At 71.5% G+C, this 26,236-nt stretch carries 27 protein-coding genes; 13 read left to right on the plus strand and 14 right to left on the minus strand.

Going from position 1 to position 26,236, the window contains the following annotated elements:
* Window positions 1-35: 35 nt before the first annotated feature.
* From ACFOSY_RS04540 to mce, 5 genes are all read right to left on the minus strand, one after another.
* Window positions 36-809, minus strand: a complete 774-nt coding sequence (locus ACFOSY_RS04540) for an ABC transporter permease (protein ID WP_394305375.1) — start codon at window positions 807-809, stop codon at window positions 36-38.
* A 2-nt stretch (window positions 810-811) separates the two neighbouring features.
* Window positions 812-1,774 carry an ABC transporter ATP-binding protein gene (locus ACFOSY_RS04545; RefSeq protein ID WP_394305376.1) on the minus strand — a complete coding sequence of 321 codons (963 nt, stop codon included), beginning with the start codon at window positions 1,772-1,774 and terminating at the stop codon, window positions 812-814.
* An 80-nt stretch (window positions 1,775-1,854) separates the two neighbouring features.
* A complete protein-coding gene (locus ACFOSY_RS04550) occupies window positions 1,855-2,793 on the minus strand; it encodes a coiled-coil domain-containing protein (protein WP_006130181.1) in 939 nt (312 codons plus the stop codon).
* Between the two features lie 183 nt (window positions 2,794-2,976).
* Window positions 2,977-6,825: a polarized growth protein Scy gene (gene scy / locus ACFOSY_RS04555; protein WP_394305377.1), complete on the minus strand. Its 3,849-nt coding sequence runs from the start codon at window positions 6,823-6,825 to the stop codon at window positions 2,977-2,979.
* A gap of 226 nt (window positions 6,826-7,051) precedes the next feature.
* Window positions 7,052-7,492 (minus strand): methylmalonyl-CoA epimerase, encoded by a 441-nt coding sequence (gene mce, locus ACFOSY_RS04560; protein WP_394305378.1) that lies wholly within the window; start codon window positions 7,490-7,492, stop codon window positions 7,052-7,054.
* Between the two features lie 147 nt (window positions 7,493-7,639).
* Between mce and ACFOSY_RS04565 the strand changes: the two genes are divergently transcribed.
* Together ACFOSY_RS04565 and meaB are read left to right on the plus strand one after the other, a co-directional pair.
* Complete coding sequence (locus ACFOSY_RS04565) at window positions 7,640-8,863, plus strand: acetyl-CoA C-acetyltransferase (protein WP_394305379.1); 1,224 nt, start codon at window positions 7,640-7,642, stop codon at window positions 8,861-8,863.
* 50 nt (window positions 8,864-8,913) lie between these two features.
* Complete coding sequence (gene meaB, locus ACFOSY_RS04570) at window positions 8,914-9,885, plus strand: methylmalonyl Co-A mutase-associated GTPase MeaB (protein ID WP_394305380.1); 972 nt, start codon at window positions 8,914-8,916, stop codon at window positions 9,883-9,885.
* A 203-nt stretch (window positions 9,886-10,088) separates the two neighbouring features.
* On the opposite strand, the gene ACFOSY_RS04575 is transcribed toward meaB, so the two are convergent.
* The 3 genes from ACFOSY_RS04575 to ACFOSY_RS04585 are packed head-to-tail and all read right to left on the minus strand — an operon-like array spanning window position 10,089 to window position 11,479.
* On the minus strand, window positions 10,089-10,541 hold the full coding sequence (locus tag ACFOSY_RS04575; RefSeq protein WP_394305381.1) for a PIN domain-containing protein: 453 nt from the start codon (window positions 10,539-10,541) through the stop codon (window positions 10,089-10,091).
* Window positions 10,534-10,821, minus strand: a complete 288-nt coding sequence (locus tag ACFOSY_RS04580; protein ID WP_394305382.1) for a type II toxin-antitoxin system Phd/YefM family antitoxin — start codon at window positions 10,819-10,821, stop codon at window positions 10,534-10,536. Before ACFOSY_RS04580 ends, ACFOSY_RS04575 begins: the two co-directional genes overlap by 8 nt.
* Before the next feature lie 40 nt (window positions 10,822-10,861).
* Window positions 10,862-11,479 (minus strand): PepSY domain-containing protein, encoded by a 618-nt coding sequence (locus tag ACFOSY_RS04585; protein ID WP_394305383.1) that lies wholly within the window; start codon window positions 11,477-11,479, stop codon window positions 10,862-10,864.
* Window positions 11,480-11,595: 116 nt separating this feature from the next.
* On the opposite strand from ACFOSY_RS04585, the gene ACFOSY_RS04590 reads away from it, so the two are divergent.
* Both ACFOSY_RS04590 and ACFOSY_RS04595 read left to right on the plus strand, forming a co-directional pair.
* A complete protein-coding gene (locus tag ACFOSY_RS04590) occupies window positions 11,596-12,261 on the plus strand; it encodes a response regulator transcription factor (RefSeq protein WP_394305384.1) in 666 nt (221 codons plus the stop codon).
* The gene (locus ACFOSY_RS04595; protein ID WP_394305385.1) at window positions 12,258-13,736 is read left to right on the plus strand and encodes a sensor histidine kinase; all 1,479 of its coding nucleotides are present in this window, start codon (window positions 12,258-12,260) and stop codon (window positions 13,734-13,736) included. The genes ACFOSY_RS04590 and ACFOSY_RS04595 overlap by 4 nt, the downstream gene beginning before the upstream one ends.
* Window positions 13,737-13,754: 18 nt before the next feature.
* On the opposite strand, the gene ACFOSY_RS04600 is transcribed toward ACFOSY_RS04595, so the two are convergent.
* The 4 genes from ACFOSY_RS04600 to ACFOSY_RS04615 form a co-directional block, all read right to left on the minus strand.
* The gene (locus tag ACFOSY_RS04600) at window positions 13,755-14,231 is read right to left on the minus strand and encodes a MarR family winged helix-turn-helix transcriptional regulator (RefSeq protein ID WP_006130189.1); all 477 of its coding nucleotides are present in this window, start codon (window positions 14,229-14,231) and stop codon (window positions 13,755-13,757) included.
* Window positions 14,232-14,328: 97 nt separating this feature from the next.
* Window positions 14,329-15,129, minus strand: a complete 801-nt coding sequence (locus ACFOSY_RS04605) for an AIM24 family protein (protein ID WP_394305386.1) — start codon at window positions 15,127-15,129, stop codon at window positions 14,329-14,331.
* Entirely contained in the window at window positions 15,126-15,776 is a 651-nt protein-coding gene (locus tag ACFOSY_RS04610) for an AIM24 family protein (protein ID WP_394305387.1), read from the minus strand. Before ACFOSY_RS04610 ends, ACFOSY_RS04605 begins: the two co-directional genes overlap by 4 nt.
* A 1-nt stretch (window position 15,777) precedes the next feature.
* Window positions 15,778-16,410, minus strand: coding sequence for an AIM24 family protein (locus ACFOSY_RS04615; protein WP_369158621.1), 633 nt, complete (start codon window positions 16,408-16,410; stop codon window positions 15,778-15,780).
* Between the two features lie 212 nt (window positions 16,411-16,622).
* Here ACFOSY_RS04615 and ACFOSY_RS04620 point away from each other — a divergent pair, with 212 nt between their 5' ends.
* The 5 genes from ACFOSY_RS04620 to ACFOSY_RS04640 all read left to right on the plus strand — a co-directional run bounded on the left by ACFOSY_RS04620 (window position 16,623) and on the right by ACFOSY_RS04640 (window position 20,033).
* Window positions 16,623-16,967, plus strand: a complete 345-nt coding sequence (locus ACFOSY_RS04620) for a DUF3817 domain-containing protein (protein WP_394305388.1) — start codon at window positions 16,623-16,625, stop codon at window positions 16,965-16,967.
* On the plus strand, window positions 16,964-17,257 hold the full coding sequence (locus tag ACFOSY_RS04625; protein ID WP_086698769.1) for an MTH1187 family thiamine-binding protein: 294 nt from the start codon (window positions 16,964-16,966) through the stop codon (window positions 17,255-17,257). The genes ACFOSY_RS04620 and ACFOSY_RS04625 overlap by 4 nt, the downstream gene beginning before the upstream one ends.
* Window positions 17,258-17,362: 105 nt before the next feature.
* Entirely contained in the window at window positions 17,363-17,872 is a 510-nt protein-coding gene (locus ACFOSY_RS04630; protein ID WP_031023172.1) for a MarR family winged helix-turn-helix transcriptional regulator, read from the plus strand.
* A gap of 43 nt (window positions 17,873-17,915) precedes the next feature.
* The gene (locus ACFOSY_RS04635) at window positions 17,916-18,248 is read left to right on the plus strand and encodes a DUF3817 domain-containing protein (RefSeq protein WP_394305389.1); all 333 of its coding nucleotides are present in this window, start codon (window positions 17,916-17,918) and stop codon (window positions 18,246-18,248) included.
* 84 nt (window positions 18,249-18,332) lie between these two features.
* Entirely contained in the window at window positions 18,333-20,033 is a 1,701-nt protein-coding gene (locus ACFOSY_RS04640) for an acyl-CoA mutase large subunit family protein (RefSeq protein ID WP_394305390.1), read from the plus strand.
* Window positions 20,034-20,131: 98 nt separating this feature from the next.
* Here the strand turns inward: ACFOSY_RS04640 and ACFOSY_RS04645 are convergent, their stop codons facing one another.
* Both ACFOSY_RS04645 and ACFOSY_RS04650 read right to left on the minus strand, forming a co-directional pair.
* Window positions 20,132-20,932 carry an SAM-dependent methyltransferase gene (locus ACFOSY_RS04645; RefSeq protein ID WP_394305391.1) on the minus strand — a complete coding sequence of 267 codons (801 nt, stop codon included), beginning with the start codon at window positions 20,930-20,932 and terminating at the stop codon, window positions 20,132-20,134.
* Between the two features lie 109 nt (window positions 20,933-21,041).
* Complete coding sequence (locus ACFOSY_RS04650; protein ID WP_225656574.1) at window positions 21,042-21,662, minus strand: TetR/AcrR family transcriptional regulator; 621 nt, start codon at window positions 21,660-21,662, stop codon at window positions 21,042-21,044.
* 236 nt (window positions 21,663-21,898) lie between these two features.
* Between ACFOSY_RS04650 and ACFOSY_RS04655 the strand changes: the two genes are divergently transcribed.
* The 4 genes from ACFOSY_RS04655 (at window position 21,899) to ACFOSY_RS04670 (ending at window position 26,181) form a co-directional block, all read left to right on the plus strand.
* On the plus strand, window positions 21,899-22,873 hold the full coding sequence (locus ACFOSY_RS04655) for a tetratricopeptide repeat protein (protein ID WP_394305392.1): 975 nt from the start codon (window positions 21,899-21,901) through the stop codon (window positions 22,871-22,873).
* A gap of 656 nt (window positions 22,874-23,529) precedes the next feature.
* The gene (locus ACFOSY_RS04660; RefSeq protein ID WP_394305393.1) at window positions 23,530-24,165 is read left to right on the plus strand and encodes a DUF6230 family protein; all 636 of its coding nucleotides are present in this window, start codon (window positions 23,530-23,532) and stop codon (window positions 24,163-24,165) included.
* 116 nt (window positions 24,166-24,281) lie between these two features.
* Complete coding sequence (locus tag ACFOSY_RS04665) at window positions 24,282-24,851, plus strand: DUF6114 domain-containing protein (protein WP_394305394.1); 570 nt, start codon at window positions 24,282-24,284, stop codon at window positions 24,849-24,851.
* Window positions 24,841-26,181: a hypothetical protein gene (locus ACFOSY_RS04670; protein WP_394305395.1), complete on the plus strand. Its 1,341-nt coding sequence runs from the start codon at window positions 24,841-24,843 to the stop codon at window positions 26,179-26,181. Before ACFOSY_RS04665 ends, ACFOSY_RS04670 begins: the two co-directional genes overlap by 11 nt.
* Window positions 26,182-26,236 lie beyond the last annotated feature (55 nt).

Genomic DNA, 26,236 nt, shown 5'->3' on the forward strand with positions numbered 1-26,236 from the left:
TCAGGGCCGGACCGGAACCGGTCGCGTCCGGTCGTTCACTGCGCGTCACGCCGCCTCAGCAGCACGTAGCCGCCGGCGACCGCCGCGATCACCCACAGCGCCATGATGCCCAGGCCGCCCCATGGGCCGTACGGGGTGTCGTCGTCCAGCGGGGTGACCACCTGCATGATCCGGCTGCCGGCCTGGTCGGGCAGGAACTGGCCGACCTTCTTCGTGGCGTCGACGTTGCCGAGGATGTTGGAGATCAGGAAGAAGAACGGCATCAGGATGCCCAGCGACAGCATGGGGGAGCGCAGCATCGTGGCCACCCCCATCGAGAACAGCGCGATCAGCGTCATGTAGAGCCCGCCGCCGATGACCGCGCGCAGCACCCCGTCGTCGGAGATGGACGTGCCGAGGTCGCCGAGCATCAGCTGGCCGAGGAAGAAGGTGGCGAAGCTGGTGGCCATGCCGACCACGAACGCCAGCACGGTGGCCACGGCGAGCTTGCTGAACAGGAAGACCCCGCGCCGGGGCACGGCCGCCAGCGAGGCGCGGATCATCCCGGTGCTGTACTCGTTCGACACCACCAGCACCCCGAACACGATCATCGCGAGCTGGCCCAGGCTGGTCCCGGCGAAGCTGATGAACGTCGGGTCGAAGGAGAGCTGATCCCGCCGGTCGAGCTCGTCGAACTCGCTCCTCGACAGCGCCGAGATCAGCATGCCGAGCGCGATGGTGACGACCACCGCGCTGGACAGCGTCCACACGGTGGACGCCACCGACCGGATCTTGGTCCACTCCGACCGTACGACCTGTGCCGTCGCCATGCTCAGCCCTTCCTCCAGCTCTCGCCCCACTGCTGCTGCGGGGGCAGGGGCGCGCCGGTGCCGGGGTGGGCGTGATACTCCACCGACTCCGCCGTCAACTGCATGAACGCCTCCTCCAGGGAGGCCTGCTGCGGGCTCAGTTCGTGCAGCACCACCCCGTCGCGGGCGGCCAGCTCGCCGATCGTCTCGGCGGGCGTCCCGTCCACCTCCAGCGTCCCGTCCGCGCCGTCCACGGCGGTGACGCCGGCCCGGTGCAGCGCGTCGAGCAGCGCCTCCCGCTGCGGGGTGCGCACCCGGACGTACGAGCGGGAGTTGCGCTCGATGAACTGAGCCATCGAGGTGTCGGCGAGCAGCCTGCCCTGCCCGATGACGACGAGGTGGTCCGCCGTCAGGGCCATCTCGCTCATCAGATGGGAGGAGACGAACACCGTGCGGCCCTGCTCCGCCAGCGACTTCATCAGCGTGCGGATCCAGTGGATGCCCTCGGGGTCGAGGCCGTTCACCGGCTCGTCGAACATCAGGATCCGCGGGTCGCCGAGCAGCGCGGCGGCGATGCCGAGCCGCTGCCCCATGCCCATCGAGAACCCCTTGGCCTTCTTGCGCGCCACCGCCGTCAGGCCGACCGTCTCCAGCACCTCGCGCACCCGCCGGTCGGGGATGCCGTTGCTCTGCGCGAGCCACAGCAGGTGGTTGTAGGCGCTGCGCCCCGGGTGCACGCCCTTCGCCTCCAGCAGGGCGCCGATGTACGTCAGCGGGTCCTTCAGCTGGTCGTAGTGCATGCCGTCGATCCGCACGTCCCCGGACGTGGGGTGGTCGAGCCCCAGGATCATCCGCATGGTGGTCGACTTGCCGGCGCCGTTCGGGCCGAGGAAGCCTGTGACGATGCCCGGCCTGACGGTGCAGGTCAGCCGGTCGACCGCCACCTTCTCGCCGTACCGTTTGGTCAGCCCCTCCAGCTCGATCATGCGGCCACGCTAAAACGGGGCGAAGCCCTCTGCCACCGCAGTGGCAGAGGGCTTCGCCGTGGTCCGGCCGGCCGGTGGAGCTACCGGGACTGCTGCGCCGGGACGCCGCGGGAGACGGGCTCGTCCTCGGTGGCGGGCGCGCCGGTGGCGGCGACCGCGGCACCCGTGAGGGTCGCCAGCATCTCGCGGACGTTGGTCAGCTGGGCGTTGATCGAGTCGCGGCGGTTGGTCAGCGCGGCCAGCTCACGCTCGGACTCCGAACGGATCCGGTCGGCCTTGGCGTTGGCGTCCGCCACGATGTCCTCGGCCTGGCGCTGCGCGGTCTCCACCGTCTGGCGGGCACGGCGCTCGGCGTCGGTGCGCAGCTTCTCGGCCTCCAGGCGGAGCTGCTCCGCCCGGTGCTCGATCTCCGCGAGACGCTTCTCCGCCTTCGCCTGACGCGAGGCCAGGTCACGCTCGGACTGCTCGCGGCGCTTGGCCAGGTTCGTCTCGAAGTCCGCGGCGGCCTGCGCGGCCTTGGCGCGGGTCTCCTCGAAGAGGGCGTCCGCCTCCTCGCGCTTGGACTGGGCGTCCTTCTGCGCGTCGGAGCGCAGCTGGGCGGCCTCGCCCTGGGCCTTCTCGACGATCCGGACGCCCTCGTCCTCCGCCTTCGCCTTGCGCTCGGCGGCGTACGCCTCGGCGTCGTTGCGCACCTGCTGGGCGGCCGACTCGGCGAGCTCGCGGTGCTGCTCCGCGGCGCGCCGGGCCTCCTCGCGCAGGTCCTTGGCCTCCTCCTCGGCGAGACGGAGGATCTTCTCCACGCGCGCGCCGAGACCCGCGTACGACGGCTCGGCGTCGTTGATCTGGGCCTGGGCGTTCTGCGTCTCGAGGTGGAGCTCTTCGATGCGCTTTTCCAGAGCGGTGATGCGGGCGAGAGCGCTGTCACGGTCGGAGACGAGCTTGGAGATACGTTCGTCCACCTGAGCGCGGTCGTACCCACGCCGCACAAGCTCGAAGCCGTAGGGGGAAGTGTCGCTCATGGGGTTCCTGTCGAATGAGACCGGTGAGGTGATAGGTGGAATCCTAGGGGCCGAAGCGCTGTGTCATCGAGCGGATGCACGTTTGATACGGAAGATGACACCCCTTTTGAGTGGCTCGCCGCCGGAAGCCTTGCCAAAGCCATGGTCAAAGCCCTCACCGTACAAGGGAATTCGCCCGGTTTGCTAGCTATCGGCTGACTTGCCACCCGTACGGGTAGCACCCGCCGCGGCCCCCGCCTTGACGCCGTTGTCCTTGCCGCCCGCCGGGGCCTCGAAGGACTCCAGGGCCTCCAGGACGTCCTGGACGCGCGAGATCTCCGCGTTGATGTCCTCACGGCGCCGGACGAGGACCTCCAGCTCGCGCTTGCCCTCCTCGACGGTGCGCCGTGCCTCGCGCACCGCCTCGGCCTTCAGCTCCTCGGCCTCCTTCACGAGCGTGGCCTTCTTCTGCTCCGCCTCCTTCAGAAGACCCTCGGCCTTCTTCACGGCGGCGATCCGCACCTTGCCCGCCTCGGAGTTGGCCTCGGAGACGATCTCCTTCGCCTTGGCCTCCGCCTTCGCCAGCTGCTCCTCCGCGGCCTTGATCAGCGCGTCGCAGCGGTCGCCGGCCGACTTCATGGTCTCCGCCGCCTCGCGCCGGGCCCGCTCGTGCAGCTCCTCGATCTCGCTCGTGATCCGGTCGCGCAGCTCCTCGGCGCGCTCCCGGATCTGCGTCGCGTCGCGGCGCGCGCCGACCAGCAGCTCGTCGGCGTCCGTACGGGCCCGCTCCACCAGGGAGTTGCCCTCGACCCGCGCCTCGGACACCAGCCGGTCGGCCTCGCTGCGGGCCGCGCCCACCATGGTGTCCGCCTGCGACTCGGCGTCCGCCGTGGTCTTCAGCGCCTGCTGCTGCGCCTCGGTGAGCAGCTTGTCCGCCTCGGCGGTGGTCTCCGTGATCAGGGTGTCGACCTGCTCGGCCGCCTCCGAACGCCGCTTGTTGGCCTCCTTGCGGGCCTCGTCCAGCGTCCGCTCGGCCTCCTCGCGGGCGGAGGACGTGAGGCGCTCCGCCTCCGACTCCGCGTCCGCCTTGACCCGCTCGGCCTCGTGCCGCAGCCGCTCCGCGTGCTGCTGCGCCGACCCGACCGTCTCCGCGGCCTCGGCGCGCAGCCGCTCCGCGTCGCCGGTGGCGTCCGCGATCAGCTTCTCCGCCTTGGCGACCGACTCCGAACGCACCCGCTCGGCCTCGGCGATCGTCTCGTCGGTGAGCCGCTCCGCCTCGCTGCGCGCCTCGGTGATGAGCGTGTCCGCCTGCGTCGCCGCGTCCGAACGGATCCGGTTGGCGTCCTCACGGGCCTCCGCCCGGGTGCGCGCGGCGGTCTGCTCGGCCTCGGCGACCGCGTCGGACGCCTCCGTGCGCAGCCGCTGCGCGTGCTCGGAGACCTCGGCGCGGATCCGGTCCGCCTCCGTGATCGCCTCCGAAACCGTGCGCTCCGCCAGGGACTTGGCCTCCTCGGCCTCCTCCCGCGCCTCGCGCCGCAGCCGGCCCGCGTCCTCGCTCGCCCGCTCCCGCTCCGCGTAGGCGTCGGTACGGACCCGGTCCGCCTCCTCCTCGGCCTCGCGGCGGGTGCGCTCCGCCGCGTGCTCGGCGGCGCTGCGCAGCCCGGTGATCTCCTCCTGCGCCTGCTCGTGCAGCCCGGCGACGGAGTCCCGCACCTGCTGCGCGTGCTGCTCGGCCGCCGACACCATCTCCGTGGCGCGCCGGTCCGCCTCCTCGACCAGCCGTACCGCCTCGGCCTGCGCCTCCTCCACCCGGGTGCGCGCCGCCGCCAGCAGCTCCTCGCTCTGCTCGCGGGCCCGCCGGCGCTCCTCGTCGGCCTCCTCGCGGGCCGCGCCGAGGAGTTCCTCCGCCTCCCGGCGCCGCCGGGCCGCCTCCTCCTGCGCCGCCGCCAGCGTCTCGGACGCCTCCGTGCCGATCCGCTCGGCGGCCGCCTGGGCCTCCGCGCGCATCCGGTCCGCGCTGTCCTGCGCCTCCGACTTGAGCCGCTCCGCCTCGGCCGCGGCCTCCGACCGCAGCCGCACGGCGACGGCCTCGCCCTCGGCCCGGGACGCCGACGCGTCCGCGGCGGCCTCGTCGCGCAGCCGCTCGGCCTCCTGCTCGGCCTGCTGCTGGAGCGTACGGATCCGCTCGGCGGCCTCCGTGCGCAGCCGCTCGGCCTCCTCGGTCGCCTCGCGGCGGATCCGGGCGGCCTCCTCGCGCGCGTCGCTCAGCGCCTGCTCGGCCGACGCGAGCCGCTCCTCGGCCTCGGTGTGCAGCCGGGTCAGCTCGCCGGCCGCCTCCTCGCGGCGCGCCTCGACGGCCCGCTCGGTCTCCTCGCGCAGCTCGCGCGCGGCCCGCTCGGCATCCTCCTTGAGCGCCTCGGCCTGCTCGACGGCCTCCGCGCGGTTGCGCTCGGCCTCCTTGCGGGTGCGCTCCAGGGTCTCCTCGGCCTGCCGGCGCAGCGTCGTGGCGCGCTCGATGGCCTCGGTGCGGACCTTCTCGCTGTCCGTCTGCGCGGTGGACCGCAGTTCGTCCGCGTCCGCCTTGGCCTTGGCGAGCAGCTCCTCGGCGGACTTGGCCGCCTCCTCGATCTGCGCCACGGCCTCCTTGCGGGCCTCCGCGCGGATCTTCTCGCCCTCGGCGACCGCGTCGGCGCGCAGCTGCTCGGCCTCGCCGCGCAGCCGGCGCGCCTCCTCCTGCAGCTCGACCGTCTTGGCGCGGTACTCCTTGGTGTCGTCCTTCGCCGCGCCCTTGAGCTGCTCGGCGATGTCGTGCGCCTCGGCGCGCAGCCGGTCCGCCTCGGTCTCGGCCTCGCGGCGGATCCGCTCGGCCTCCTCGGCGGCGGCCTTGGTGGTCTGCTTGGCCTCCTCGGACGCCTTGTTGAGGACGTCCTCGGCGGTCTTGGCCGCCTTGGACAGCTGGGTGGCCGACTCCTCCGCGGTGAGCGTACGGGCCTTCTCCGCGGCCTCCGCGACGATCTTCTCCGCCTCGGCGCGGGCGTCGGCGACCAGCTGCTCGGCGTCCGCCTTGGTGGCCTCCGCCTCCTTGGTCGCCTCGCTGACCAGCCGCGCCACCTGCTCCTTGGCGGTGCGCGTGCGCGTCTCGTTGGCGGCCTCGGCGGACGCCAGCGCCTTGGCGGCGGCCTCCTTCGCCTCGGCGAGCACCTTCTCGGCCTCGGAACGCGCCTCGCGCAGCGCGCTCTCCGCCTCGGTCATCCGCTCCTCGGCGGCCCGGCTCATCTCCTGCGCCCGGCGGCGCGCGGACTCCGACTCGGTGACCGTGGAGGTGCGCAGCTGCTCGGCGTGCTCGGTGGCCTCCTGGGCCTGCGTGGACGCGGCGTTCAGCAGCCGCTCGGCGTCCGCGCGGGCGCGGCGCAGCAGCTGCTCGGCCTCGCCGCGGGCCGCCTCCGCCTCGCTCTGGAGCCGGCGGCGGGCCTCCGCGGTCAGCCGCTCGGCCTCCTCGCGCGCGGCGGCCAGGGCCTGTTCGCGCTCGGCGCGGGTCTCCTCCAGCAGCCGGCGGGCCTGCTCCTCGGTGCGGGCCCGCAGCTGCTCCGCCCACGCCACGTTCTCGTTGACATGGCTCTCGACGGTCTGCCGGCGCTCCGCCAGCTCCTGGTCGAGCTGCTGGCGCCGGGTCACCGCCTCCTGGTGCAGCTCCGCCTGGAGGCGGGCGGCCTGCTCGGCGTGCTCCTGGAGGATGCGCTGGGTCTGGGCGCGGGCCTGGCTCAGCTCCCGCTCGGCGTCCGCGCGGAGCTGGTCGGCCTGCATCTGCGCGTTGCGCAGCAACTGCTCGGCCTGGTAGCCGATGTCGCCGCCGTCGTAGGCGGGCCGGGACATGATGGTGCGCCGCGCCTCGTGCAGCTTGGCGCGCAGCACCTCGACCTGGTAGCCGAGGTCCTCGGCGTGCTGGATCGCCTTTTCCCGCTCGGTCTTCAGCCGCTTCATCTCGGCTTCGAACCGAGAGAGGTGGTCGACGTCAGCCGCCGGCTCTCGCTCCTGGCTCTCGTAGCCCCGCACTGCGCGGTCCCATCCGTCCCCTGGTCGCAAGTCTGGCCGAGCCCCGTCCATCCCGAACGGCGCCCCCGGGGAATGGTGTCAGATCATCGGCGGAGCTTGGGCTGCCGCCCCGCGCTCGCCCCCCGCCACCCGGCCCCGGCGATCCCGTCGCCGAACACGACGGGACTCGGTCACCACGCTTCGAGCGGCGACCAGACCCAACCCTACCGGCCCTTATGTACGTGGGTCAGTGCTCGGACGACTCAACGGGCGCGGAAGTGACCAGTTCTGTCAGTACGCCGTGGCAGTCCTTGGGGTGCAGGAAGGTGATCCGTGACCCCATGGAACCGCGCCGGGGCTCTTCGTACAGAACGCGTACGCCCTTCTCCTTGATGTCCGCCGCCTCCGCGTCGACGTCCGCCGTACCGAAGGCGATGTGGTGGACGCCCTCGCCGTTCTTCGCGAGCCACTTGGCGACGGTGGAGTCCTCGCGGATCGGCTCGAGGAGCTGCAGGTAGGAGGCACCGCCGTCCGACGTCTCGTTGATCTTGAGCATGGCCTCGCGCACGCCCTGCTCCTCGTTGACCTCCGAGTGGAACACCTCGAAGCCGTAGGTGGACCGGTAGAACTCCACGGTCCTGTCGAGGTCGAAGCAGGCGATCCCGATGTGGTCGATTCGCGTCAGCATGGAATCAGTGCAGCGCCCCCGCGACGGTTACGCAACGTGCGCGCGATCACACCGAAAGGCCGATGACGCGGTCACCCGCGCGTCAGTACATTCGAAGTAAACCCTCGTTCACTCCTCGGCTGTGCAGCCGGAAGGGGACCGCAGCTCATGACTTCTGCATCTTCTGCATCATCCGCAACGAACGGCACGACGTCCGTCATCGTCGCGGGCGCCCGCACCCCGATGGGTCGGCTGCTCGGTTCGCTGAAGTCGTTCTCCGGAGCCGACCTCGGCGGCTTCGCGATCAAGGCCGCCCTCGACCGTGCGGGGATCGGCGGCGACCAGGTCCAGTACGTGATCATGGGGCAGGTGCTCCAGGCCGGGGCGGGGCAGATCCCGGCGCGCCAGGCCGCCGTGAAGGCCGGCATCCCGATGAGCGTCCCGGCGCTCACCGTCAACAAGGTGTGCCTCTCCGGCCTCGACGCCATCGCGCTGGCCGACCAGCTCATCCGCGCGGGCGAGTTCGACGTGGTCGTGGCCGGCGGCCAGGAGTCCATGACCAACGCCCCGCACCTGCTGCCGAAGTCCCGCGAGGGCTACAAGTACGGCGCGGTGCAGATGCTCGACGCGATGGCGCACGACGGCCTGACCGACTCCTTCGAGGGCATCGCCATGGGCGAGTCCACGGAGAAGCACAACACCCGCCTCGGCATCGGCCGCGCCGAGCAGGACGAGATCGCCGCCCTGTCCCACCAGCGGGCCGCCGCCGCGCAGAAGAACGGCGTCTTCGAGGCCGAGATCACCCCGGTCGAGATCCCGCAGCGCAAGGGCGACCCGGTGCTCTTCAGCAAGGACGAGGGCATCCGCGGCGACACCACGGCCGAGTCCCTCGGCAAGCTGCGCCCGGCCTTCGCCAAGGACGGCACGATCACCGCGGGCACCTCCTCGCAGATCTCCGACGGCGCCGCGGCCGTGGTCGTGATGAGCAAGGCCAAGGCGCAGGAGCTGGGCCTGGAGTGGATCGCCGAGATCGGCGCCCACGGCAACGTGGCCGGCCCCGACAACTCGCTCCAGTCGCAGCCGTCGAACGCCATCCTGCACGCCCTCAAGAAGGAGGGCCTGGAGGTGTCCGACCTCGACCTGATCGAGATCAACGAGGCCTTCGCGGCGGTCGCCGTGCAGTCAATGAAGGACCTGGGCGTTTCCTCCGAAAAGGTGAACGTCAACGGTGGCGCCATCGCCCTCGGCCACCCGATCGGGATGTCCGGCGCGCGGCTGGTGCTGCACCTGGCGCTGGAGCTGAAGCGGCGGGGCGGCGGCGTGGGCGCCGCGGCGTTGTGCGGCGGCGGCGGGCAGGGCGACGCGCTGATCGTGCGGGTGCCCAAGGCCTGAGCCCGCCTTTTGCAGTTTTTCCTCTGGTGAACGTCGTGAACGGAGCTGTGATGCAGGACGTCTCCTCGCTGGTCGCCCAGGCCAGGGAAGGCCGGCCGCGGGCCGTGGCCCGGCTGATCTCCCTGGTGGAGGGGGCGTCCCCGCAGCTCAGGGAGGTCATGGCGGCCCTCGCGCCGCTCGCGGGCAACGCCTACGTGGTCGGCCTCACCGGCTCCCCGGGCGTCGGCAAGTCGACGTCCACCTCGGCGCTGGTGACCGCGTACCGCAAACAGGGCAAGCGGGTCGGCGTCCTGGCCGTCGACCCGTCCTCCCCCTTCTCCGGGGGCGCCCTGCTCGGCGACCGCGTCCGGATGTCGGAGCACGCCTCCGACCCGGGCGTCTACATCCGCTCGATGGCGACGCGGGGTCACCTGGGCGGGCTCGCCTGGGCCGCCCCGCAGGCCATCCGCGTCCTGGACGCGGCCGGCTGCGACGTGATCCTGGTGGAGACGGTGGGCGTCGGCCAGTCGGAGGTGGAGATCGCCTCCCAGGCCGACACGTCGGTGGTGCTGCTGGCGCCGGGGATGGGCGACGGAATCCAGGCCGCCAAGGCCGGAATCCTGGAGATCGGCGACGTCTACGTCGTCAACAAGGCCGACCGCGACGGCGCGGACGCGACCGCCCGGGAGCTGAACCACATGCTGGGCCTGGGCGAGTCCCGCGGCCCCGGCGACTGGCGCCCCCCGATCGTCAAGACGGTCGCCGCCCGCCAGGAGGGCGTCGACGAGGTCGTCGAGGCGCTGGAGAAGCACCGGGCCTGGATGGAGGAGCGGGGGGTTCTCGCGGAGCGGCGCGGGGCGCGGGCGGCGCGGGAGGTCGAGACGATCGCGGTCACCGCGCTGCGGGAGCGTATCGGGGACCTCCACGGCGACCGGCGTCTGGACGCGTTGGCGGAACGCATCGTCGCCGGCGACCTGGACCCGTACCGGGCGGCGGACGAACTGGTGGCGGGGCTGACCCGGGGCGGCTCGTCCGGCAGCTGAGCGCGGGGTTTCTCGCCCCCGCCGCCCCTTCCCGTCCCGTCCCTGGGGGCTGCGCCCCCAGACCCCCCTGTCGGCCCTGGCGGGCCTCGTCCTCAAACGCCGGACGGGCTACAAGTAGCCCCTCCGGCGTTTGAGGAGCGGGGTCCGGGGCGGAGCCCCGGGGTCGGGAAGGGAAGGGGCGGCGGGGGCGAGGACACTCCTGGTCAATGGTCGTCGGGCAGGAGCCGGAAGGCGGGTTCTCCGGTGAGCGGCCGCATCATGCGGAAATGGCTGTCCGTGGTGAAGAGGGACGTCGTCCGGAAGGCCGCGGCCAGCGCCACGTTCATCGCGTCCGCCAGTCCCACTCCTGCTCCGCCGTCCGTGTCGGCGTATCCGCGCATCACCGCCATGGCCGCCCTCAGGTGTGGCGCGGTGTCGGGGATCTCGAACCGACGGGCCTCCGTCTGCCCTGCGACGAAGTCCAGCGCGTTCATGGCCGCACGGGCACCGATCCGCGACGTCAGCAGGTAGTCCAGCTCGGTGAGCACCATGGGCGACACCACGAGGTGACCCGTGCGAGCCAGCGCTTCCCGGTGAGCGGCGTGGCGGGGGTCCTTCGGGATGAACAACCGGTACAGCGCGTTGGTGTCGGCGATCGCCACCGGGATGTCAGCCATCGGTCCCCTCGGTCGTCGACCCGCCCATGGCGCGCAGCGTCGCCATGATCTCGTCGTCGTCGAGCACCGGACCGCCCAGGTCGGGGATGTCCAGGTCGCCCATGGGGTCGGTGCGGAACGGGTACGCGGGGCGGCCCGTGGGCGTGCCCCGGGGAACGATGTCCCCTATGGGCACGCCGTCCTTGGTGATGGTCACCGTCTCGCCGGCCGCCACACGGGCCAGAACGCGTGATGTCTGCTGATTGAGTTCCCGGAGCGGGATCTCGGCGCCGTCGCTCATAGCTCCAATGTACTACGCGTTCTACAGGGCGGCGCGGTGCTCAGTCGTCGTCCGAGTCGTCCTGCTGGCCGGCCGTGACCGAAGCGGTCGTCAGGCCGACGTTCCAGTCCCGTTCGTCCCCGCCGGAAGCGCGCGTCTCCGCCTCCCAGCCCTTGTTGTCGTCATGGTCCAGCTCCACCGACGTCACGGTCCCCTTGGCGGCAGCCGCCCGTGCGGCCTTCTCTGCCGTCACCGACGCCCCCTTCAGCGCGGCCCGCACCTCGGCGGCGTCGTCCTCGTCGTCCTCCGAGGACCCCAGGACCTTGCCGGTGCCCGGGTCGACACGCACGCCGTGCCAGGTGTCGCCCTTGCCGAGGACGTCCACCTCCCACGACCCGTCGTCGAGTTCGGCGGACACCGCCGTGCCCGGCGTGTGCTTCAGCGCGGCGGCGATGGCGTCGGCGGCGGTGACGTCACCGGGTGCGGCGGCACGGTCGCCGTCGTCGCCGGAACGGTCGTCCCGGTCGTCGCGGTCGTCGCGGTCGCCCCTGTCGTCGTCCGTCCGCGTCACCGACGTGGCGTCGTCGTCACCGTCCCCCGAGACCGCCAGAGCCGTCGCCGTGCCCCCTCCCACCAGGGCCGCGGCCGTGACGACGGCGATCACGATGTTGCGCTTCATGTGGGTTCCTCCCGAGTCGGCTCACTTTCGACGCCTTCAATCTCGCCCACCGACGCTGAGCCGAAGCTGAAGCAGCCTGAAGTGATCTTCAGCTTCCCTTTGCGACCCTGGGTGCCATGCGACTCCTGATCGTCGAGGACGAAAAGCGCCTCGCTCTCTCCCTCGCCAAGGGCCTCACCGCCGAGGGCTACGCCGTCGACGTCGTGCACGACGGCCGGGAGGGACTGGACCGGGCCACGGCGGAGCCGTACGACCTGGTGATCCTCGACATCATGCTGCCCGGCCTCAACGGCTACCGGGTGTGCGCCGCCCTGCGCGCCGCCGGGCACGACGTGCCGATCCTGATGCTCACCGCCAAGGACGGCGAGTACGACGAGGCCGAGGGCCTGGACACCGGCGCCGACGACTATCTGACCAAGCCCTTCTCCTACGTCGTGCTCGTCGCCCGGGTGAAGGCGCTGCTGCGCCGCCGGCGGGCCGCGGGCGCGTCCCCGGTCCATGTGCACGGCGACCTGAAGGTGGACACCGCCGCCCGCCGGGTCTGGCTCGGCGAGGACGAGGCCGAGCTGACGGCGAAGGAGTTCTCGGTGCTGGAGCACCTGGTGCTGCGGGCCGGCGAGGTGGTGTCCAAGGCGGACATCCTCGAGCACGTCTGGGACTTCGCCTACGACGGCGACCCCAACATCGTCGAGGTCTACGTCAGCGCCCTGCGCCGCAAACTGCGCGCCGACCTCATCCGCACCGTGCGCGGCGCCGGTTACCGGCTGGAGACGGCGCCGTGAGCCGGCTGTTCGGCTCGGTCCGCTCCCGGGCCACGCTCGGCGCCACCCTCGTCGTCGCCGTGGCCCTCGTCGCGGCCGGCGCGGCCGTCCTGCTGTCCCTGCGCGCCAACCTCACCGGCGAGGCGGGCACCCGGGCCGAGCGCTCCGCCCAGGCCGTCGCCTCCGAACTGGCCGCCCGTACGCCCCTCGACAAGCTCTCCGGGCTGGACGCCGACGACACCCCGGTGCAGATCGTCGACGAGGACGGCGTCCTCCTCGCCGCCTCGGAGGACCTGGAGCGGATCGACGGCACCGGCACCGCCGAGGTGACCCCCGCGCCGGCCCGCTCCGGCGGGGACGACGACGGTGACGACAGTGACGATCGCTCCGGCCGTTCGGACGACGACGACCGCGACGACGACCGTGACGACGACTCCCTCGCCCCCGGCGAGATCGCCCAGGGCGCGAGCTACACCAACGGCACCGCCACCGTCGACGGCGACACCGAGGACTACCGCTTCGCCGCCGTCGAGGTGGAGACCCCCGACCGGGGCCGCCTCACCGTCCACGCCGGCGCCCCGCTGGCCGCCGAGCACAGCGCCGTGGGCACCGCGCTGACCTCCATGCTCATCGGCTTCCCGCTGCTGCTCGGCGTCGTCGCCGCGGTGACCTGGCTGGTCACCGGCAGGGCCCTGCGCCCGGTCGAGGGCATCCGCCGCGAGATGGCCGCGATCACCGCCTCCGAGGACCTGCGCCGCCGCGTCCCCGAACCGGCGACGCACGACGAGATCGCCCGGCTGGCCCGCACCACCAACGCCACCCTCGCCGCCCTGGAGTCCTCCGTGGAGCGGCAGCGCGGGTTCGTCGCCGACGCCTCGCACGAGCTGCGCAGCCCCATCGCCTCGCTGCGCACCCAGCTCGAGGTCGCGGCCGCCCACCCCGAACTGCTCGACCTGGACGGCGCGGTGGAGGACACCGTACGGCTCCAGAACCTCGCCGCCGACCTGCTGCTGCTCGCCCGGCTGGACGCGGGGGAGCGGCCCGCCGGCACCCGGGTGGACCTGGCCGCGCTGGCCCGCGAGGAGGCCGCGGGGCGCGAGGGCGTGACGGTGGAGGCGGAGGCCGTGGAGGTCTCCGGGTCGCGCGGTCAGCTCGGGCGGGTGCTCGCCAACCTGCTCGACAACGCGCAGCGGCACGCCCGTGAGCGGATCACGGTGTCCGTGCGCCGGGAGGGTGACGAGGCCGTGGTGGGCGTCGCCGACGACGGCGAGGGCGTGGCCGGCGCCGACCGCGAGCGGATCTTCGAGCGGTTCGTACGGCTGGACGCGGCGCGCAGCCGGGACGACGGCGGCGCGGGGCTCGGCCTGGCCATCGCGCGGGACGTCGCCGTGCGGCACGGCGGCACGCTCACCGCGGGCGCGGCGCCGGCGGGCGGAGCCCTCTTCGAACTCCGCCTGCCGCTCGCCGGCGCGGACCGGGGGACGCCACCCACCTGAACGGCAGGGCGGAGGACGTCAGAGTCGTCCCCGCTGCCCCCGCAGATGCTCCGCGATGGGCTTGAGGGCCTTGTCGAGCTCGATCAGCGCCTCGGGGGAGAGCAGGTCGATGAAGTGCCGGCGCACCGACGCCACATGGTGCGGGGCGACCTTCTGCATCGTCTCCATGCCGTGGTCGGTGAGGACCGCGTACAGTCCCCGGCGGTCCGACTCGCAGTTCTCCCGGCGGACCAGGTGGGCGTTCTCCATCCGGGTGATCTGGTGGGAGAGCCGGCTCTTGGACTGCATCGTGGCGGAGGCGAGGTCGCTCATCCGCATCCGCCGGTCCTCCGACTCGGACAGGTTCACCAGGATCTCGTAGTCGTTCATTGTCAGGCCGAACGGCTGCAGATCCTTCTCGAGCTGGTAGGTCAGCAGCTTGTTGACCTCCAGGTGGGTGCGCCAGGCGCACTGCTCCGCATTGGTCAGCCAGCGGGTGGCCGTCTCGGTCTCCATGAATGAAGTCTACCTAAGGAAGTTGAAAGGCGAACTAATAGGGCTTCCGTGTGACACCACGTGCAGGCGTTCGATGTCACACCCCGCACACTACCGCTCACAGCCCGAAGCGACGCTGGAGGTCCCCCAGCTGTCCGGGAAGGCGCGGTCCGCCTGCGCCAGGTCCGGCCCCGCCCGGCACGCCCCCTCCGGGCACCCCGGGCTGCTGCGGGGGAGCCCCCGTGGCCTGCTCCGTCATCAGCGCCTCGGACGACTGGAGCAGCACCGTGCCCGCGCCGACGAACTCGAACTGGTGCTCCTCGCCGGAGACCCCGCCGAGGCCCGTCATCGCACGTAGACCGCCCAGTACGCCGGTCAGGTAGCCGTGGTCGTAGTGGTGGCACGGGGACGGGCAGTCCGCCCAGCCGACCAGCGCCTGCGGGTCGACCCTGATCGGCGGTTCCATGAACACCACCGGTCCGTTGGACGCCGCCACGAACTTTCCGGTTCCGATCAGGGTCAGGAAACCTGGCACGATCGATTGCTTCAGCGACAGACTTGGCTGAAAAGCGAGCAAGTTGCCCGAGCGAATGGTCAAATTGCCGTCATCGAGGTCGTACGAATTGACGTCGAAGGCCCGGTCGGCGAGCAGCATCTTGCCCGAGCCCTCCGCCACGACCCAGTCGCTCGCGTGCAGTGGCGAATGGAACGACGTGCGGACAAGTCGGTCGAGTCGCCCGTGCCCGATCCCGTTGAACTCGATGGCGCCGTAGTAGGCGATCATCTTCCCCTTCTGCATGAACCACTGGGTGCCCTTGAGCTCCACGCAGAAGGTGTAGGCGTTGACGTTGTCGTCGGACGGCAGCGTCATCGGGTCGAGGGCCGCGGCCCCGGCGCCCGGCGTTCCGTACGTGCTCACAGCTTCTCCTCCGAGGCCTGGACGTAGACCGCGCCGCTGCCGCTCAGCTCCAGCTGGAAGGCCTCGCCGGAGCCGCGTCCCACCATGTCCCGCCAGCCGAGCGCCGTCGACAGCTTGTTGCGCACGTCCCCGTGGTGGGCGACGTACGCCTGCGGGTCGACGTGCACCGGGCGCTGCGGGGTGATCGGCAGCTCGACGACCCCGCCGTGGGCCATCACGGCGACCGCCCCGTGCCCCTTGAGCGTGGTGGTGAACAGGCCCTGCCCGGAGACCTGGCCCCGGACCATCCCCATCACCCCGCCCTGCGAGCCGAGGAACACCGTGCCCTGCTCCAGCGTGCCCTCGAAGGCCAGCAGCCGGTCCGCCTCGACGTACAGGGTGTCCCCGGAGAGGTGGATCACCTGGACGTGGTGGCCGCCGTGCCCGAACAGCACCGTGCCGCTGCCCTCGACGGTCATCAGGGGCGTGTCCTCGTTCGCCACGCGCCGGCCGATCATCGACATCACCCCGCCCTGGCCGCCGCGCAGGTTCGGGGTGAAGCTGACCTCGCCCTGGTACGCGAGCATCGCGCCGCGCTGGCTGAACAGCCGCTGACCCGGCGCAACGGTCGCCTCGACCACCTTGGCGTTGATCTCCCGGAAGCCCATGTCAGACGTCCCCCGCGATCGTGTTGCGCTCACTGGGCTGGACGTAGACCACCCCGTCGCCCTCGAAGCGGATCTGGAAGGCCTCGCCGCCGCCCTCGCCCAGCAGCGTGCGGAAGGTCACGCCCGACTGGAACGACTGCCGCAGATTCCCCTGGTGCGCCACGTACGCGCCCGGGTCGACCGTCAGCGGGTACTGCGGGCCGACCCGCAGCAGCACGGCGGGGCCGTCCGACATGATCGCGGCCTGGCCGTGGCCCTCGACCGTGGTCGTGAACAGCCCGTTGCCCTGGGAGGCGCCGCGCAGGCCGGTGAACGTGGTGCCCGTGCGCAAACCGCCGTCGGTCGCCAGCAGGTTGCTCGACTCGACGTACAGCTTCTCCCCGTTCAGGGACACCAGGTTGATCTCCGAGGCGCGGTCGGCGAAGAAGCAGGTGCCGTGCCCCTTCACCTCCATCAGCGTCATCTGCTCGCCCGTGAGCCGCCGGGTCACCATCCCCCGCAGGCCCTCACCGCCACCCGTGAGCTTCTTGAAGGTCATCCGGCCGTCGTACGCGACCATGGAGCCGTTCTTCGCCTTCACGGCGTCCCCGGTCATGTCGACGGCGAGCACCTTGCTGCTCTGAAGTCGGAACATCGCCACGTGTGCGACGGTAGCGGCCCTTTTGCCCCGCGCCCAGAGCCCGAAGGAGGAGTCGCACCCTGACCCGGCCCTGACCCCACCCTGACCCCCTGCGGTGATCGCTCCCGTGGTTTGCCACAATGGACCCGCTTGTGCGCGCGTTCACAAGGCGCTCGCAGGCAGACAGCACCGTCGACGCCGACGTCTCTCCCTCCCGAAGGTGACCCGTGGACATCAAGACCGCCTCCGCACTCCGCCGCCTCCGCCTGGTCTCGGGCCCCGAAGCGATCTCGTTCCTGCTGCTGCTCGTCTGCTCGGTCCTCAAGCGGACCACGGACTTCGACGCCGTCCGGCCGATGGGCATGATCCACGGCTTCCTCTTCGTCATCTACGTGATCTTCTGGCTCGACGCCTGGAACCGTGCCAAGTGGCCGCTGAAGACCGCCGCCTTCTACTTCCTGATGTCGGTCCTCCCGACCGGCGGCTTCTTCGCCGACCGCCGCCTCAAGCGTGAGACCGAGGACGCGGTGATCGCCTCCCGCGCCCGCAAGGAAGGGGTCGTGAACGCGTGATCGTCGCCTTTTCCGTGACGCCGCTGGGCGTCGGCGAGGACGTGGGGGAGTACGTCGCCGACGCCGTGCGGGTGGTCCGCGAGTCCGGGCTGCCGAACCGCACCGACGCGATGTTCACGTCCGTGGAGGGGGAGTGGGACGAGGTCATGGACGTGGTGAAGCGCGCCGTGGCCGTCGTGGAGGCGCGTGCGCCGCGCGTCTCGCTCGTCCTCAAGGCGGACATCCGTCCGGGCGTGGAGGACGGTCTGACGTCCAAGGTCGAGACCGTCGAACGGCATCTGGCCGGCTGACGGACCCCGCCGTCCGTGCCCGCCGGCCCTGTCCCGCCGCCCGTCCGCGGACCGAAGTGCGAGACAGGGCTGACCGGCATCTGACCCGCCGGTAGGGTCTGGACCGTGCCCAAACCGCTCAGTCTCTCGTTCGATCCCATCGCCCGTGCCGACGAGCTCTGGAAGCAGCGCTGGGGAAACGTGCCGGCGATGGCCGCGATCACCTCGGTCATGCGGGCCCACCAGATCCTGCTGGCCGAGGTCGACGCGGTGGTCAAGCCCTACGGGCTGACCTTCGCGCGGTACGAGGCGCTGGTCCTGCTGACCTTCTCCCAGTCCGGCGAGCTGCCGATGTCGAAGATCGGCGAGCGGTTGATGGTGCATCCCACGTCGGTGACCAACACCGTGGACCGGCTGGTGAGATCGGGCCTCGTCTCCAAGCGCCCCAACCCCAACGACGGCCGCGGCACCCTCGCCTCCATCACCGACAAGGGCCGCGAGGTCGTCGAGTCCGCCACCCGCGACCTGATGGCGATGGACTTCGGCCTGAGCGCCTACGACGCGGAGGAGTGCGCGGAACTCTTCGCCATCCTCCGCCCCCTGCGACTGGCGGCGGGCGACTTCGAGGAGGGGTGACCCTGCCGAAGATCGCCCGGAACGTGCCGTTACGCTCGACGGCATGAAGAAGAGCGTGCTGACCCGCTACCGGGTGATGGCCTACGTCACCGCCGTCATGCTGCTGGTGCTGTGCACCTGCATGGTGTTCAAGTACGGGTTCGACAAGGGCGAGGACGTCACGCTGGTCGTCTCCCAGGTGCACGGCTTCCTGTACATCGTGTACCTGATCTTCGCGTTCGACCTCGGCTCCAAGGCCAAGTGGCCGTTCGGCAAGCTGCTGTGGGTGCTGCTCTCCGGGACGATCCCCTTCGCCGCCTTCTTCGTCGAGCGCAAGGTGACGCAGCAGGTGGAGCCCCTGGTCGAGGGCTCGGAGCCGGCCGTCGCCAAGGCCTGACGCCCCGCGTCCCACCGCCGTACGGACGAGCGTACGGCGGTCTCCCATCGACATTTACTTGGACGTCCTAGTAAATTCGACGGTATGGACGCTGACGCCATCGAGGAGGGCCGCCGTCGCTGGCAGGCCCGGTACGACGCCGCACGCAAGCGCGACGCGGATTTCACCACGCTCTCCGGCGACCCCGTGGAGCCGGTGTACGGTCCCCGGCCCGGGGACACCTACGAGGGGTTCGAGCGGATCGGCTGGCCGGGTGAGTACCCCTTCACCCGCGGCCTGTATCCGACCGGCTACCGCGGGCGGACGTGGACCATCCGGCAGTTCGCCGGGTTCGGGAACGCCGAGCAGACCAACGAGCGGTACAAAATGATCCTCGGCAACGGCGGAGGCGGCCTGTCCGTCGCCTTCGACATGCCGACGCTCATGGGCCGCGACTCCGACGACCCGCGCTCCCTGGGCGAGGTCGGCCACTGCGGGGTGGCCATCGACTCGGCGGCCGACATGGAGGTCCTGTTCAAGGACATCCCGCTCGGCGACGTCACCACCTCGATGACCATCAGCGGGCCCGCCGTGCCCGTCTTCTGCATGTACCTCGTCGCCGCCGAGCGGCAGGGCGTCGACCCGGCCGTGCTCAACGGCACGCTCCAGACGGACATCTTCAAGGAGTACATCGCGCAGAAGGAGTGGCTGTTCCAGCCGGAGCCCCACCTGCGCCTCATCGGCGACCTGATGGAGTACACCAGCGCGGGCATCCCCGCGTACAAGCCGCTGTCGGTCTCCGGCTACCACATCCGCGAGGCCGGGGCGACGGCCGCGCAGGAGCTGGCGTACACGCTCGCCGACGGCTTCGGCTACGTCGAGCTGGGCCTCAGCCGCGGCCTCGACGTGGACGTCTTCGCACCGGGGCTGTCCTTCTTCTTCGACGCGCACGTCGACTTCTTCGAGGAGATCGCCAAGTTCCGCGCCGCGCGCCGGATCTGGGCGCGCTGGATGCGGGACGTCTACGGCGCGCGGAGCGAGAAGGCGCAGTGGCTGCGGTTCCACACCCAGACCGCCGGCGTCTCGCTCACCGCGCAGCAGCCGTACAACAACGTCGTACGGACCGCCGTGGAGGCGCTGGCGGCGGTGCTCGGCGGGACGAACTCCCTCCACACCAACGCCCTCGACGAGACCCTCGCGCTGCCCAGCGAGCAGGCCGCCGAGATCGCCCTGCGCACCCAGCAGGTCCTCATGGAGGAGACCGGCGTCGCCAACGTCGCCGACCCGCTGGGCGGCGCCTGGTACGTCGAGCAGCTCACCGACCGCATCGAGGCGGACGCCGAGAAGATCTTCGAGCAGATCAAGGAGCGGGGCCTGCGCGCCCACCCGGACGGCAAGCACCCCATCGGTCCGATCACCTCCGGCATCCTGCGCGGCATCGAGGACGGCTGGTTCACCGGCGAGATCGCCGAGTCGGCGTTCCGCTACCAGCAGGCGCTGGAGAAGGGTGACAAGCGGGTCGTCGGCGTCAACGTCCACACCGGCTCCGTCACCGGCGACCTGGAGATCCTCCGGGTCAGCCACGAGGTGGAGCGCGAGCAGGTACGGCTGCTCGGCGAGCGCAAGGCGGCCCGCGACGACGCGACGGTGCGCGGCGCGCTGGACGCGATGGTCGAGGCGGCCCGCTCCGGCGCGAACATGATCGAGCCGATGCTCGACGCCGTCCGCGCGGAGGCCACGCTGGGCGAGATCTGCGACGCCCTGCGCGACGAATGGGGCGTCTACACGGAGCCCGCCGGGTTCTGAGCCCCGCCCCGCATCACCACACCCTCCCGCATCACCACACCCTCCCGCATCACCACACCCACCCCGGCAGGCCCCCGGCCCGCCGGGGCGCGGTGCGTTCACGGCTTGCGGGCCACCGCGCCGTACAGGGAGATCACGGCGCGCTCGTCGGTGGTCTCGCCGACCGCGAGTTCCGGGTGCCAGTCGGTCAGCTGGACCAGTCCCGGCTCGACCGGCGTCAGCCCTTCGAAGAAGCGGGCGATCTCCGCGCGGGAGCGGGGCGCCAGGGTGACGCCGCCCGCCCGGTACAGCTCCACCCCGCGGGCCACGGCCTCCGGGTCGAAGTCCGCGGTGAGCTGCGACAGCACCAGGTAGCTGCCGGACGGCAGGGCGTCCACGAGACCCTCCACCAGGGTGTGCGGGTCGTCCTCGTCGCCGAGGAAGTGCGTCAGCGCCACCAGGGACAGCGCCACCGGGCGCGTCAGGTCCAGCGTCTGCCGGGCCTCCTTCAGGATGCGGCCGGGCTCGCGCACGTCCGCCTGCACGTAGTCGGTGGCCCCCTCGGGCGTGCCGGACAGCAGCGCCTCGGCGTGCTTCAGCACGATGGGGTCGTTGTCCGTGTAGACCACCCGGGACTCCGGCGCGATGCCCTGCGCGATCTGGTGCAGGTTGGGCTCGGTCGGTATGCCGGTGCCGACGTCCAGGAACTGCCGTACGCCCCCGGGGCCGGCCAGCCAGCGGGTGGCGCGCTGCATGAACCAGCGGTTGGTGCGGGCGATGTGCCGGGCGGTGCCGTCCACGCTCATGATGCGGCGGCCCAGTTCCTCGTCGACGGGATAGTTGTCCTTGCCGCCGAGGAACCAGTCGTAGACCCGGGCCGGGTGCGGTGCGGACGTGTCGATGCGTGCGGCGCCGGTCATGCCTGTTCCCCCTGATGCTCATGTCCCGTGGCGGACACGATCATCGCAGCGGGTGACCGCGAGGTGACAGGCGAGTACCGGCCGACCGTGGCCGGTCTCCCCGCGACGCTCAGCGCGCGCCCGCCGCCAGCCCCGACAGCAGGACCCGGGTCAGCCCGTGCACCCACTCCTCGTCGGCCGGCTGGTTGCTGACCAGGGTGCGGTGCACCACCGAACCCGCCACCATGTCGAAGATCAGGTCGACCGCGCGGGCGGAGCGCGCCGCGTCGGACTCGGGCGGCAGCTCACCGCGCTCCTGGGCCCGCGCCCGGCCCGCCACCACCAGCCGCTTCTGGCGGTCCACGATCGAGGCGCGGACGCGCTCGCGCAGCGCCTCGTCGCGGGTGGCCTCGGCGACCACCGCCATCAGCCCGCTGCGCGCCTCCGGGCGGGCCAGGATCGCGGCGAACTGGAGCACCACGCCCTCGATGTCGGCGGCCAGCGACCCGCGGTCGGGCAGCGTCAGCTCGTCGAACAGCTCCGCGACGGCGTCCACGACGAGTTCGTTCTTGCCCGCCCAGCGCCGGTACAGCGTCGTCTTGGCCACCCCGGCGCGCACCGCGACGTCCGACAGCGTGAGCCCCGACCACCCCAGGTCCACCAGCGCCTGCCGGGTCGCGGCGAGGATCGCGGTGTCGGCCGCGGCGCTGCGGGGGCGCCCGGTGCGGCTGGCTGGATTGCGGCGCTGCATGGCACGACCATAACCGGCGGAATCCGTGCGGTGGTGAGGGAGATCACCGGGAAGTGCCGCCACGCACCGGCTCCCTGCCATTACGCTACGACTCGTAGCGAAAGCACGTGAGCACCTCACGTGCCCGAGCGACGACCACCGCGCCGGGTGGGGACCCGGTGCACCCGCACCACACGTAAGCCTGTGTTTCCCGGGCGCTTTTCACACTCACGCGGAGTACGGGGGAGGATAGACGCATGCAGCCACGGAACATGTCCATGAGCGGAGTCGTCGACCTCGCCGCGGTGAAGGCGGCCCAGGAGGCCAAGGCGAAGGCGGAGCAGGCGCGCGCCGAAGCGGCCCGCAAGGGCGGCACCGGCGCCGTCTCGCCCCCCGATCTCGTCATCGACGTCGACGAGGCCGCCTTCGAGCGCGACATCCTTCAGCGCTCCACCGAGGTCCCGGTCGTCATCGACTTCTGGGCCGAGTGGTGCGAGCCCTGCAAGCAGCTGAGCCCCGTCCTCGAGCGGCTCGCCGTCGAATACAACGGCCGTTTCCTCCTCGCCAAGATCGACGTCGACGCCAACCAGATGCTGATGCAGCAGTTCGGCATCCAGGGCATCCCCGCCGTCTTCGCGGTGGTGGCCGGCCAGGCCCTGCCGCTCTTCCAGGGCGCCGCGGGCGAGGCGCAGATCCGCCAGACCCTGGACCAGCTGGTGCAGGTCGCCGAGCAGCGCTTCGGCCTGACCGGCCTGACCGTCGACCCGGAGGCCGAGCCGGGCGGCGGCGCGGCGGCCGAAGAGATTCCCGTCGGCCCGTACGACTCCCTCCTGGAGGCGGCCGCCCGCGCGCTGGACGCCAACGACCTGGACGGCGCGGTGCAGGCGTACAAGAACGTGCTCGCCGAGGACCCGGCCCACCCCGAGGCCGTGTTGGGCCTCGCCCAGGCCGAACTGCTGCGCCGGGTGCGGGACATGGACCCGCAGCAGGTGCGCAAGGACGCCGCCGAGAAGCCGGGCGACGCGCAGGCGCAGATCGCCGCCGCCGACCTGGACCTGGCGGGCGGTCATGTCGAGGACGCCTTCGGCCGGCTCGTCGACACCGTGGCCCGCACGGCGGGCGACGACCGCGAGGCCGTACGCGTGCGACTGCTGGAGCTGTTCGACGTGGTCGGTGCCGACCACCCCGCCGTGGTGACCGCCCGCCGGGCCCTGGCCCGCGCGCTGTTCTGAACGAGCCGCACCCGGGCGCCCGTTCTGTCGCTTTCGCCGGTTACGGCGGCGGGCGGGGCTCGTGGTGCCGGTCGGCCGCCGGAGACCTGAGCGGCCGCGCTTTGCCAAATCTTGGTAATCGCGGCCGCTGTTACTGCGAGTAAGTCGCAGGCGTTGATCTGTCGGGTTCTGTCCAGCGATCAATAGTTTTGTACACCCCCATCGGTGCACCCAGCGTCGCCGCTCGGGTCCGGCGGGTCGCGTCATGGTTATCCGGCCGTTACTAGCCAGTAACGAACCCCCTTGTGCGGGCGGCGAGAATGCACCACGATCGGCGACGCTCGGTCCATTACCCGTACCCCGACAGCCGGTCGGGCCGCGGGAACTCCTGGGTCCCCACCGAGCAGGAGCGCCGGCAGTGACGTCGCTCCTTGGACAGGGGGGTCTTCGCCCGTCCGGCGAAGCCTGTCCAGCAGGGTTGTGCGTGATGCGTGTCAGGCGCGACCAGTGGTTGTCGCTCGGGGGTGATCGCCGGTGATTCAGGCGCGTACCTCGCGCCGCCGAACGCAGGCGCTCTCCTTCCCGAGGACGTAGCACTTCTCCCATCCCTGCCCCACTCGGCCGCCGGTCAAGGCGGCGAGCCGGAGCAGGAGATGTACGTCCGAGAAGGAGGAAATATGGAGTCCCAGGTGCGTGGCGGGACCAGATGGAAGCGGTTCGCTGTGGTCATGGTGCCCAGCGTGGCCGCCACGGCTTGCATAGGTGTCGCTCTCGCGCAGGGCGCCCTCGCGGCGTCGTTCAGCGTTTCCGGCCAGTCGTTCAAGGTCACCACGAAGGAGCTCGTCGGCGAGGGCTTCTCGCAGTACGGCGCTCTGGACGAGGGCTACACCCTCGACGGCAAGAAGACGGCTCACCCCGTCGCGGTCTCGGCGTTCAAGTCCGCGACCATCAAGAGCCTGTGCCAGTCGGTCGTGACCCCGAACATTCCGGTGCTCGGGAACGTCAGCCTGATCCTGCGCGCCGGTGACGGCGCGGAGCCGGTCGAGGCCAAGAACCTGTACATCGACGTCGCCGACCTGAACGCCGATGCGACGTTCACGAACATCGACATCGGTGTTGCCGCCAAGGACGCCAGCAAGGGTCCGGGCATGAAGGGCGGCGGCGAGCAGGCCAACCCCTTCGGGTTCGCGCAGCAGGCCGACAAGGCCGTGCTGAAGGACGTGAAGCAGACGGCGTGGGCGACCACCGCCGGAACCTTCAAGCTCAGCGGCCTGAAGATGTCGCTCTCGACGGGCGTCAAGGAGTGCTACTAAGCACTCGCTGACGGGCGGGGGAGCCGATGGCGCCCCCGCCCGTCCACCTTCCCGCCGCGGTTTCACACGCGGCGCACATCACCACCACAGCAACGCCATCCAGGGAGCTGTTTTCCATGAGCGCCGAGACTCCTGCCGCCTCCGGCCAGTTCACTCGCCGACGGCTGCAGTTCCGCGCCTGGCGTGGCCAGCGGCCCTTCTGGGCCGGTCTGTTCATCATCATCGGCGGACTCCCCATCGCCTACTTCCCGTACGCGAACCTGCAGATCGGTCACCTGACCCTGGCGATGGCGACCACCGCGGGCGCCGGGTCCCTGATCATCGGCGTGCTGCTCGTCGTCCTCGGCGTCAGCCTCTGGTTCCAGAAGCACATCCGTGTCTTCGCGGGCGTCGCGGCGATCCTGCTGGCGTTGGTGTCCATCCCCGTGTCCAACCTCGGCGGCTTCCTGATCGGCTTCCTGTTCGCCCTCGTGGGCGGCGCGATGGCCGTGTCGTGGGTGCCGGGCGAGCCGCCCGAGCAGGAGCCGCGGGCGGACGCGGGCGCACACGGCGGCGCTCCCGAGGGCGCCCTCCCCGGATCCACGGTCCCCGGCCCCGCAGCGGGCGCCGCGGCGACGGGCGAGCCGAACGATCTGTCAGGAACGAGCCCGGCGAACGGGGCGAACGGGAGGCACAGTGCCGGCTGACGAGGTGACCCACGGGGCTGAGGTGGAGGCGTCCCGTGTGAGAACCGGGCCGCGTCACGCGGCACCCAAGAAGCCGCTGTTCACCAGGTTCCACATGCCCGCGGGCAAGGCGATAGCCATCGCGGCGATGCCGACCGCGGTCCTGATGGGGATGGGTTTCACCCCGACGCTCGCCCAGGCCGACGACCAGCCGTCGTCGAGGAATCTCACGGCCGATGAGTTCAAGGAGTGCCTGGAGGCCATCGAGCAGGCGGAGAAGGGGGACGCGAGCGCGTCGCCCAGCCCGTCCGCGAGCGCGAGCGAGAGCGCCTCCGAGGACGGCGAGCAGCCCTCGCCGGACCCGAGCGCCTCGGCCCCCGCCGAGCAGGCCCCTGACGAGGACGCGGACCAGGACGCGGACAAGGGCTCGGACTCTTCGCCGGATTCAGGTTCCGACGACAAGTCCGACCCGGCCCCCGAGCCCTCCGCGACCGCGGGCGGACAGCAGGCGGAGACCGAGCCCGCCCCGTCTCCGTCGGAGACCGACCGCAATCTGCTGGAGCAGATCGGGGACACCATCAAGGACGTCCTCACGCCCGGCGAGAAGGCGGAGGAGACCCCGAGCCCCAGCCCGTCCGCCTCCGCGTCGTCGTCCGCCACCGCGGACGAGCCCGACGCCAAGGACGAGACGGACGAGAAGGCCGAGGAGGCCCCGCAGAAGCCCGCGGACAAGTCCGCCGGCGATGTCCTCGACACGGTCGGCGACGCGGCGCAGGACGCCACGGAGCAGGCCGAGGAGGCCGCGGAGGAGGAGACCGAGGAGCCCGAGGCCACCGCCTCGCCCAGCCCCTCCGAGTCGTCCGGGACGGACCTGGAGGACTGCCCGGTCGCCACCGACGCCGAGGGCGGGGTCGACAACAAGGTGCCCCTGCCCGACGACCCGTGGTTCCTGAACGCCAGCTCGCTGCTGCTGAAGGGCGCCGACTACAAGGGCATCGTCGAGGTGCGGACCGCCAACGGCACCAAGAAGAAGGTGCTGAAGTACGTGGTCTCCGACGGCACCGACATCGGCGACCTGCACCAGACGGTCAAGGACCCGCAGACCGGCAAGACGTACCACGTCCAGGCCGCCAAGGGCTCGACGTCGACCATCCGCGACGGCGACACCGTGATGTACACCGAGAGCATCTCCGGCAACCTGCTCGGCCTGATCCCGGTGACGTTCGACCCGGAGCACCCGCCGCCGCTGAACATCCCGCTGATCTACTTCACCAAGGTCACGGTCCAGCAGGCCGGCCAGTTCGGCGGCACCCTGCACGTGCCGGGACTCCACCAGTACGTCACCGGCTGACCGCTCACCCCGGGCCGCACACCAGGACCACTCCGGGAGCCGCAACACCGAGGGC

The sequence above is a fragment of the Streptomyces lusitanus genome, from assembly GCF_042647945.1.
In the GTDB taxonomy this organism is placed as follows: Bacteria; Actinomycetota; Actinomycetes; order Streptomycetales; family Streptomycetaceae; genus Streptomyces; species Streptomyces pseudogriseolus.

Excerpts from the sequence above, each read along its gene's own strand:
- ACFOSY_RS04540 (WP_394305375.1), bottom strand. The coding sequence starts at position 809 with ATGGCGACGGCACAGGTCGTACGGTCGGAGTGGACCAAGATCCGGTCG.
- ACFOSY_RS04545 (WP_394305376.1), bottom strand. The coding sequence starts at position 1,774 with ATGATCGAGCTGGAGGGGCTGACCAAACGGTACGGCGAGAAGGTGGCG.
- ACFOSY_RS04550 (WP_006130181.1), bottom strand. The coding sequence starts at position 2,793 with ATGAGCGACACTTCCCCCTACGGCTTCGAGCTTGTGCGGCGTGGGTAC.
- mce (WP_394305378.1), bottom strand. The coding sequence starts at position 7,492 with ATGCTGACGCGAATCGACCACATCGGGATCGCCTGCTTCGACCTCGAC.
- ACFOSY_RS04565 (WP_394305379.1), top strand. The coding sequence starts at position 7,640 with ATGACTTCTGCATCTTCTGCATCATCCGCAACGAACGGCACGACGTCC.
- meaB (WP_394305380.1), top strand. The coding sequence starts at position 8,914 with ATGCAGGACGTCTCCTCGCTGGTCGCCCAGGCCAGGGAAGGCCGGCCG.
- ACFOSY_RS04575 (WP_394305381.1), bottom strand. The coding sequence starts at position 10,541 with ATGGCTGACATCCCGGTGGCGATCGCCGACACCAACGCGCTGTACCGG.
- ACFOSY_RS04580 (WP_394305382.1), bottom strand. The coding sequence starts at position 10,821 with ATGAGCGACGGCGCCGAGATCCCGCTCCGGGAACTCAATCAGCAGACA.
- ACFOSY_RS04585 (WP_394305383.1), bottom strand. The coding sequence starts at position 11,479 with ATGAAGCGCAACATCGTGATCGCCGTCGTCACGGCCGCGGCCCTGGTG.
- ACFOSY_RS04590 (WP_394305384.1), top strand. The coding sequence starts at position 11,596 with ATGCGACTCCTGATCGTCGAGGACGAAAAGCGCCTCGCTCTCTCCCTC.
- ACFOSY_RS04600 (WP_006130189.1), bottom strand. The coding sequence starts at position 14,231 with ATGGAGACCGAGACGGCCACCCGCTGGCTGACCAATGCGGAGCAGTGC.
- ACFOSY_RS04610 (WP_394305387.1), bottom strand. The coding sequence starts at position 15,776 with ATGGGCTTCCGGGAGATCAACGCCAAGGTGGTCGAGGCGACCGTTGCG.
- ACFOSY_RS04615 (WP_369158621.1), bottom strand. The coding sequence starts at position 16,410 with ATGTTCCGACTTCAGAGCAGCAAGGTGCTCGCCGTCGACATGACCGGG.
- ACFOSY_RS04635 (WP_394305389.1), top strand. The coding sequence starts at position 17,916 with ATGAAGAAGAGCGTGCTGACCCGCTACCGGGTGATGGCCTACGTCACC.
- ACFOSY_RS04640 (WP_394305390.1), top strand. The coding sequence starts at position 18,333 with ATGGACGCTGACGCCATCGAGGAGGGCCGCCGTCGCTGGCAGGCCCGG.
- ACFOSY_RS04645 (WP_394305391.1), bottom strand. The coding sequence starts at position 20,932 with ATGACCGGCGCCGCACGCATCGACACGTCCGCACCGCACCCGGCCCGG.
- ACFOSY_RS04650 (WP_225656574.1), bottom strand. The coding sequence starts at position 21,662 with ATGCAGCGCCGCAATCCAGCCAGCCGCACCGGGCGCCCCCGCAGCGCC.
- ACFOSY_RS04655 (WP_394305392.1), top strand. The coding sequence starts at position 21,899 with ATGCAGCCACGGAACATGTCCATGAGCGGAGTCGTCGACCTCGCCGCG.
- ACFOSY_RS04660 (WP_394305393.1), top strand. The coding sequence starts at position 23,530 with ATGGAGTCCCAGGTGCGTGGCGGGACCAGATGGAAGCGGTTCGCTGTG.
- ACFOSY_RS04665 (WP_394305394.1), top strand. The coding sequence starts at position 24,282 with ATGAGCGCCGAGACTCCTGCCGCCTCCGGCCAGTTCACTCGCCGACGG.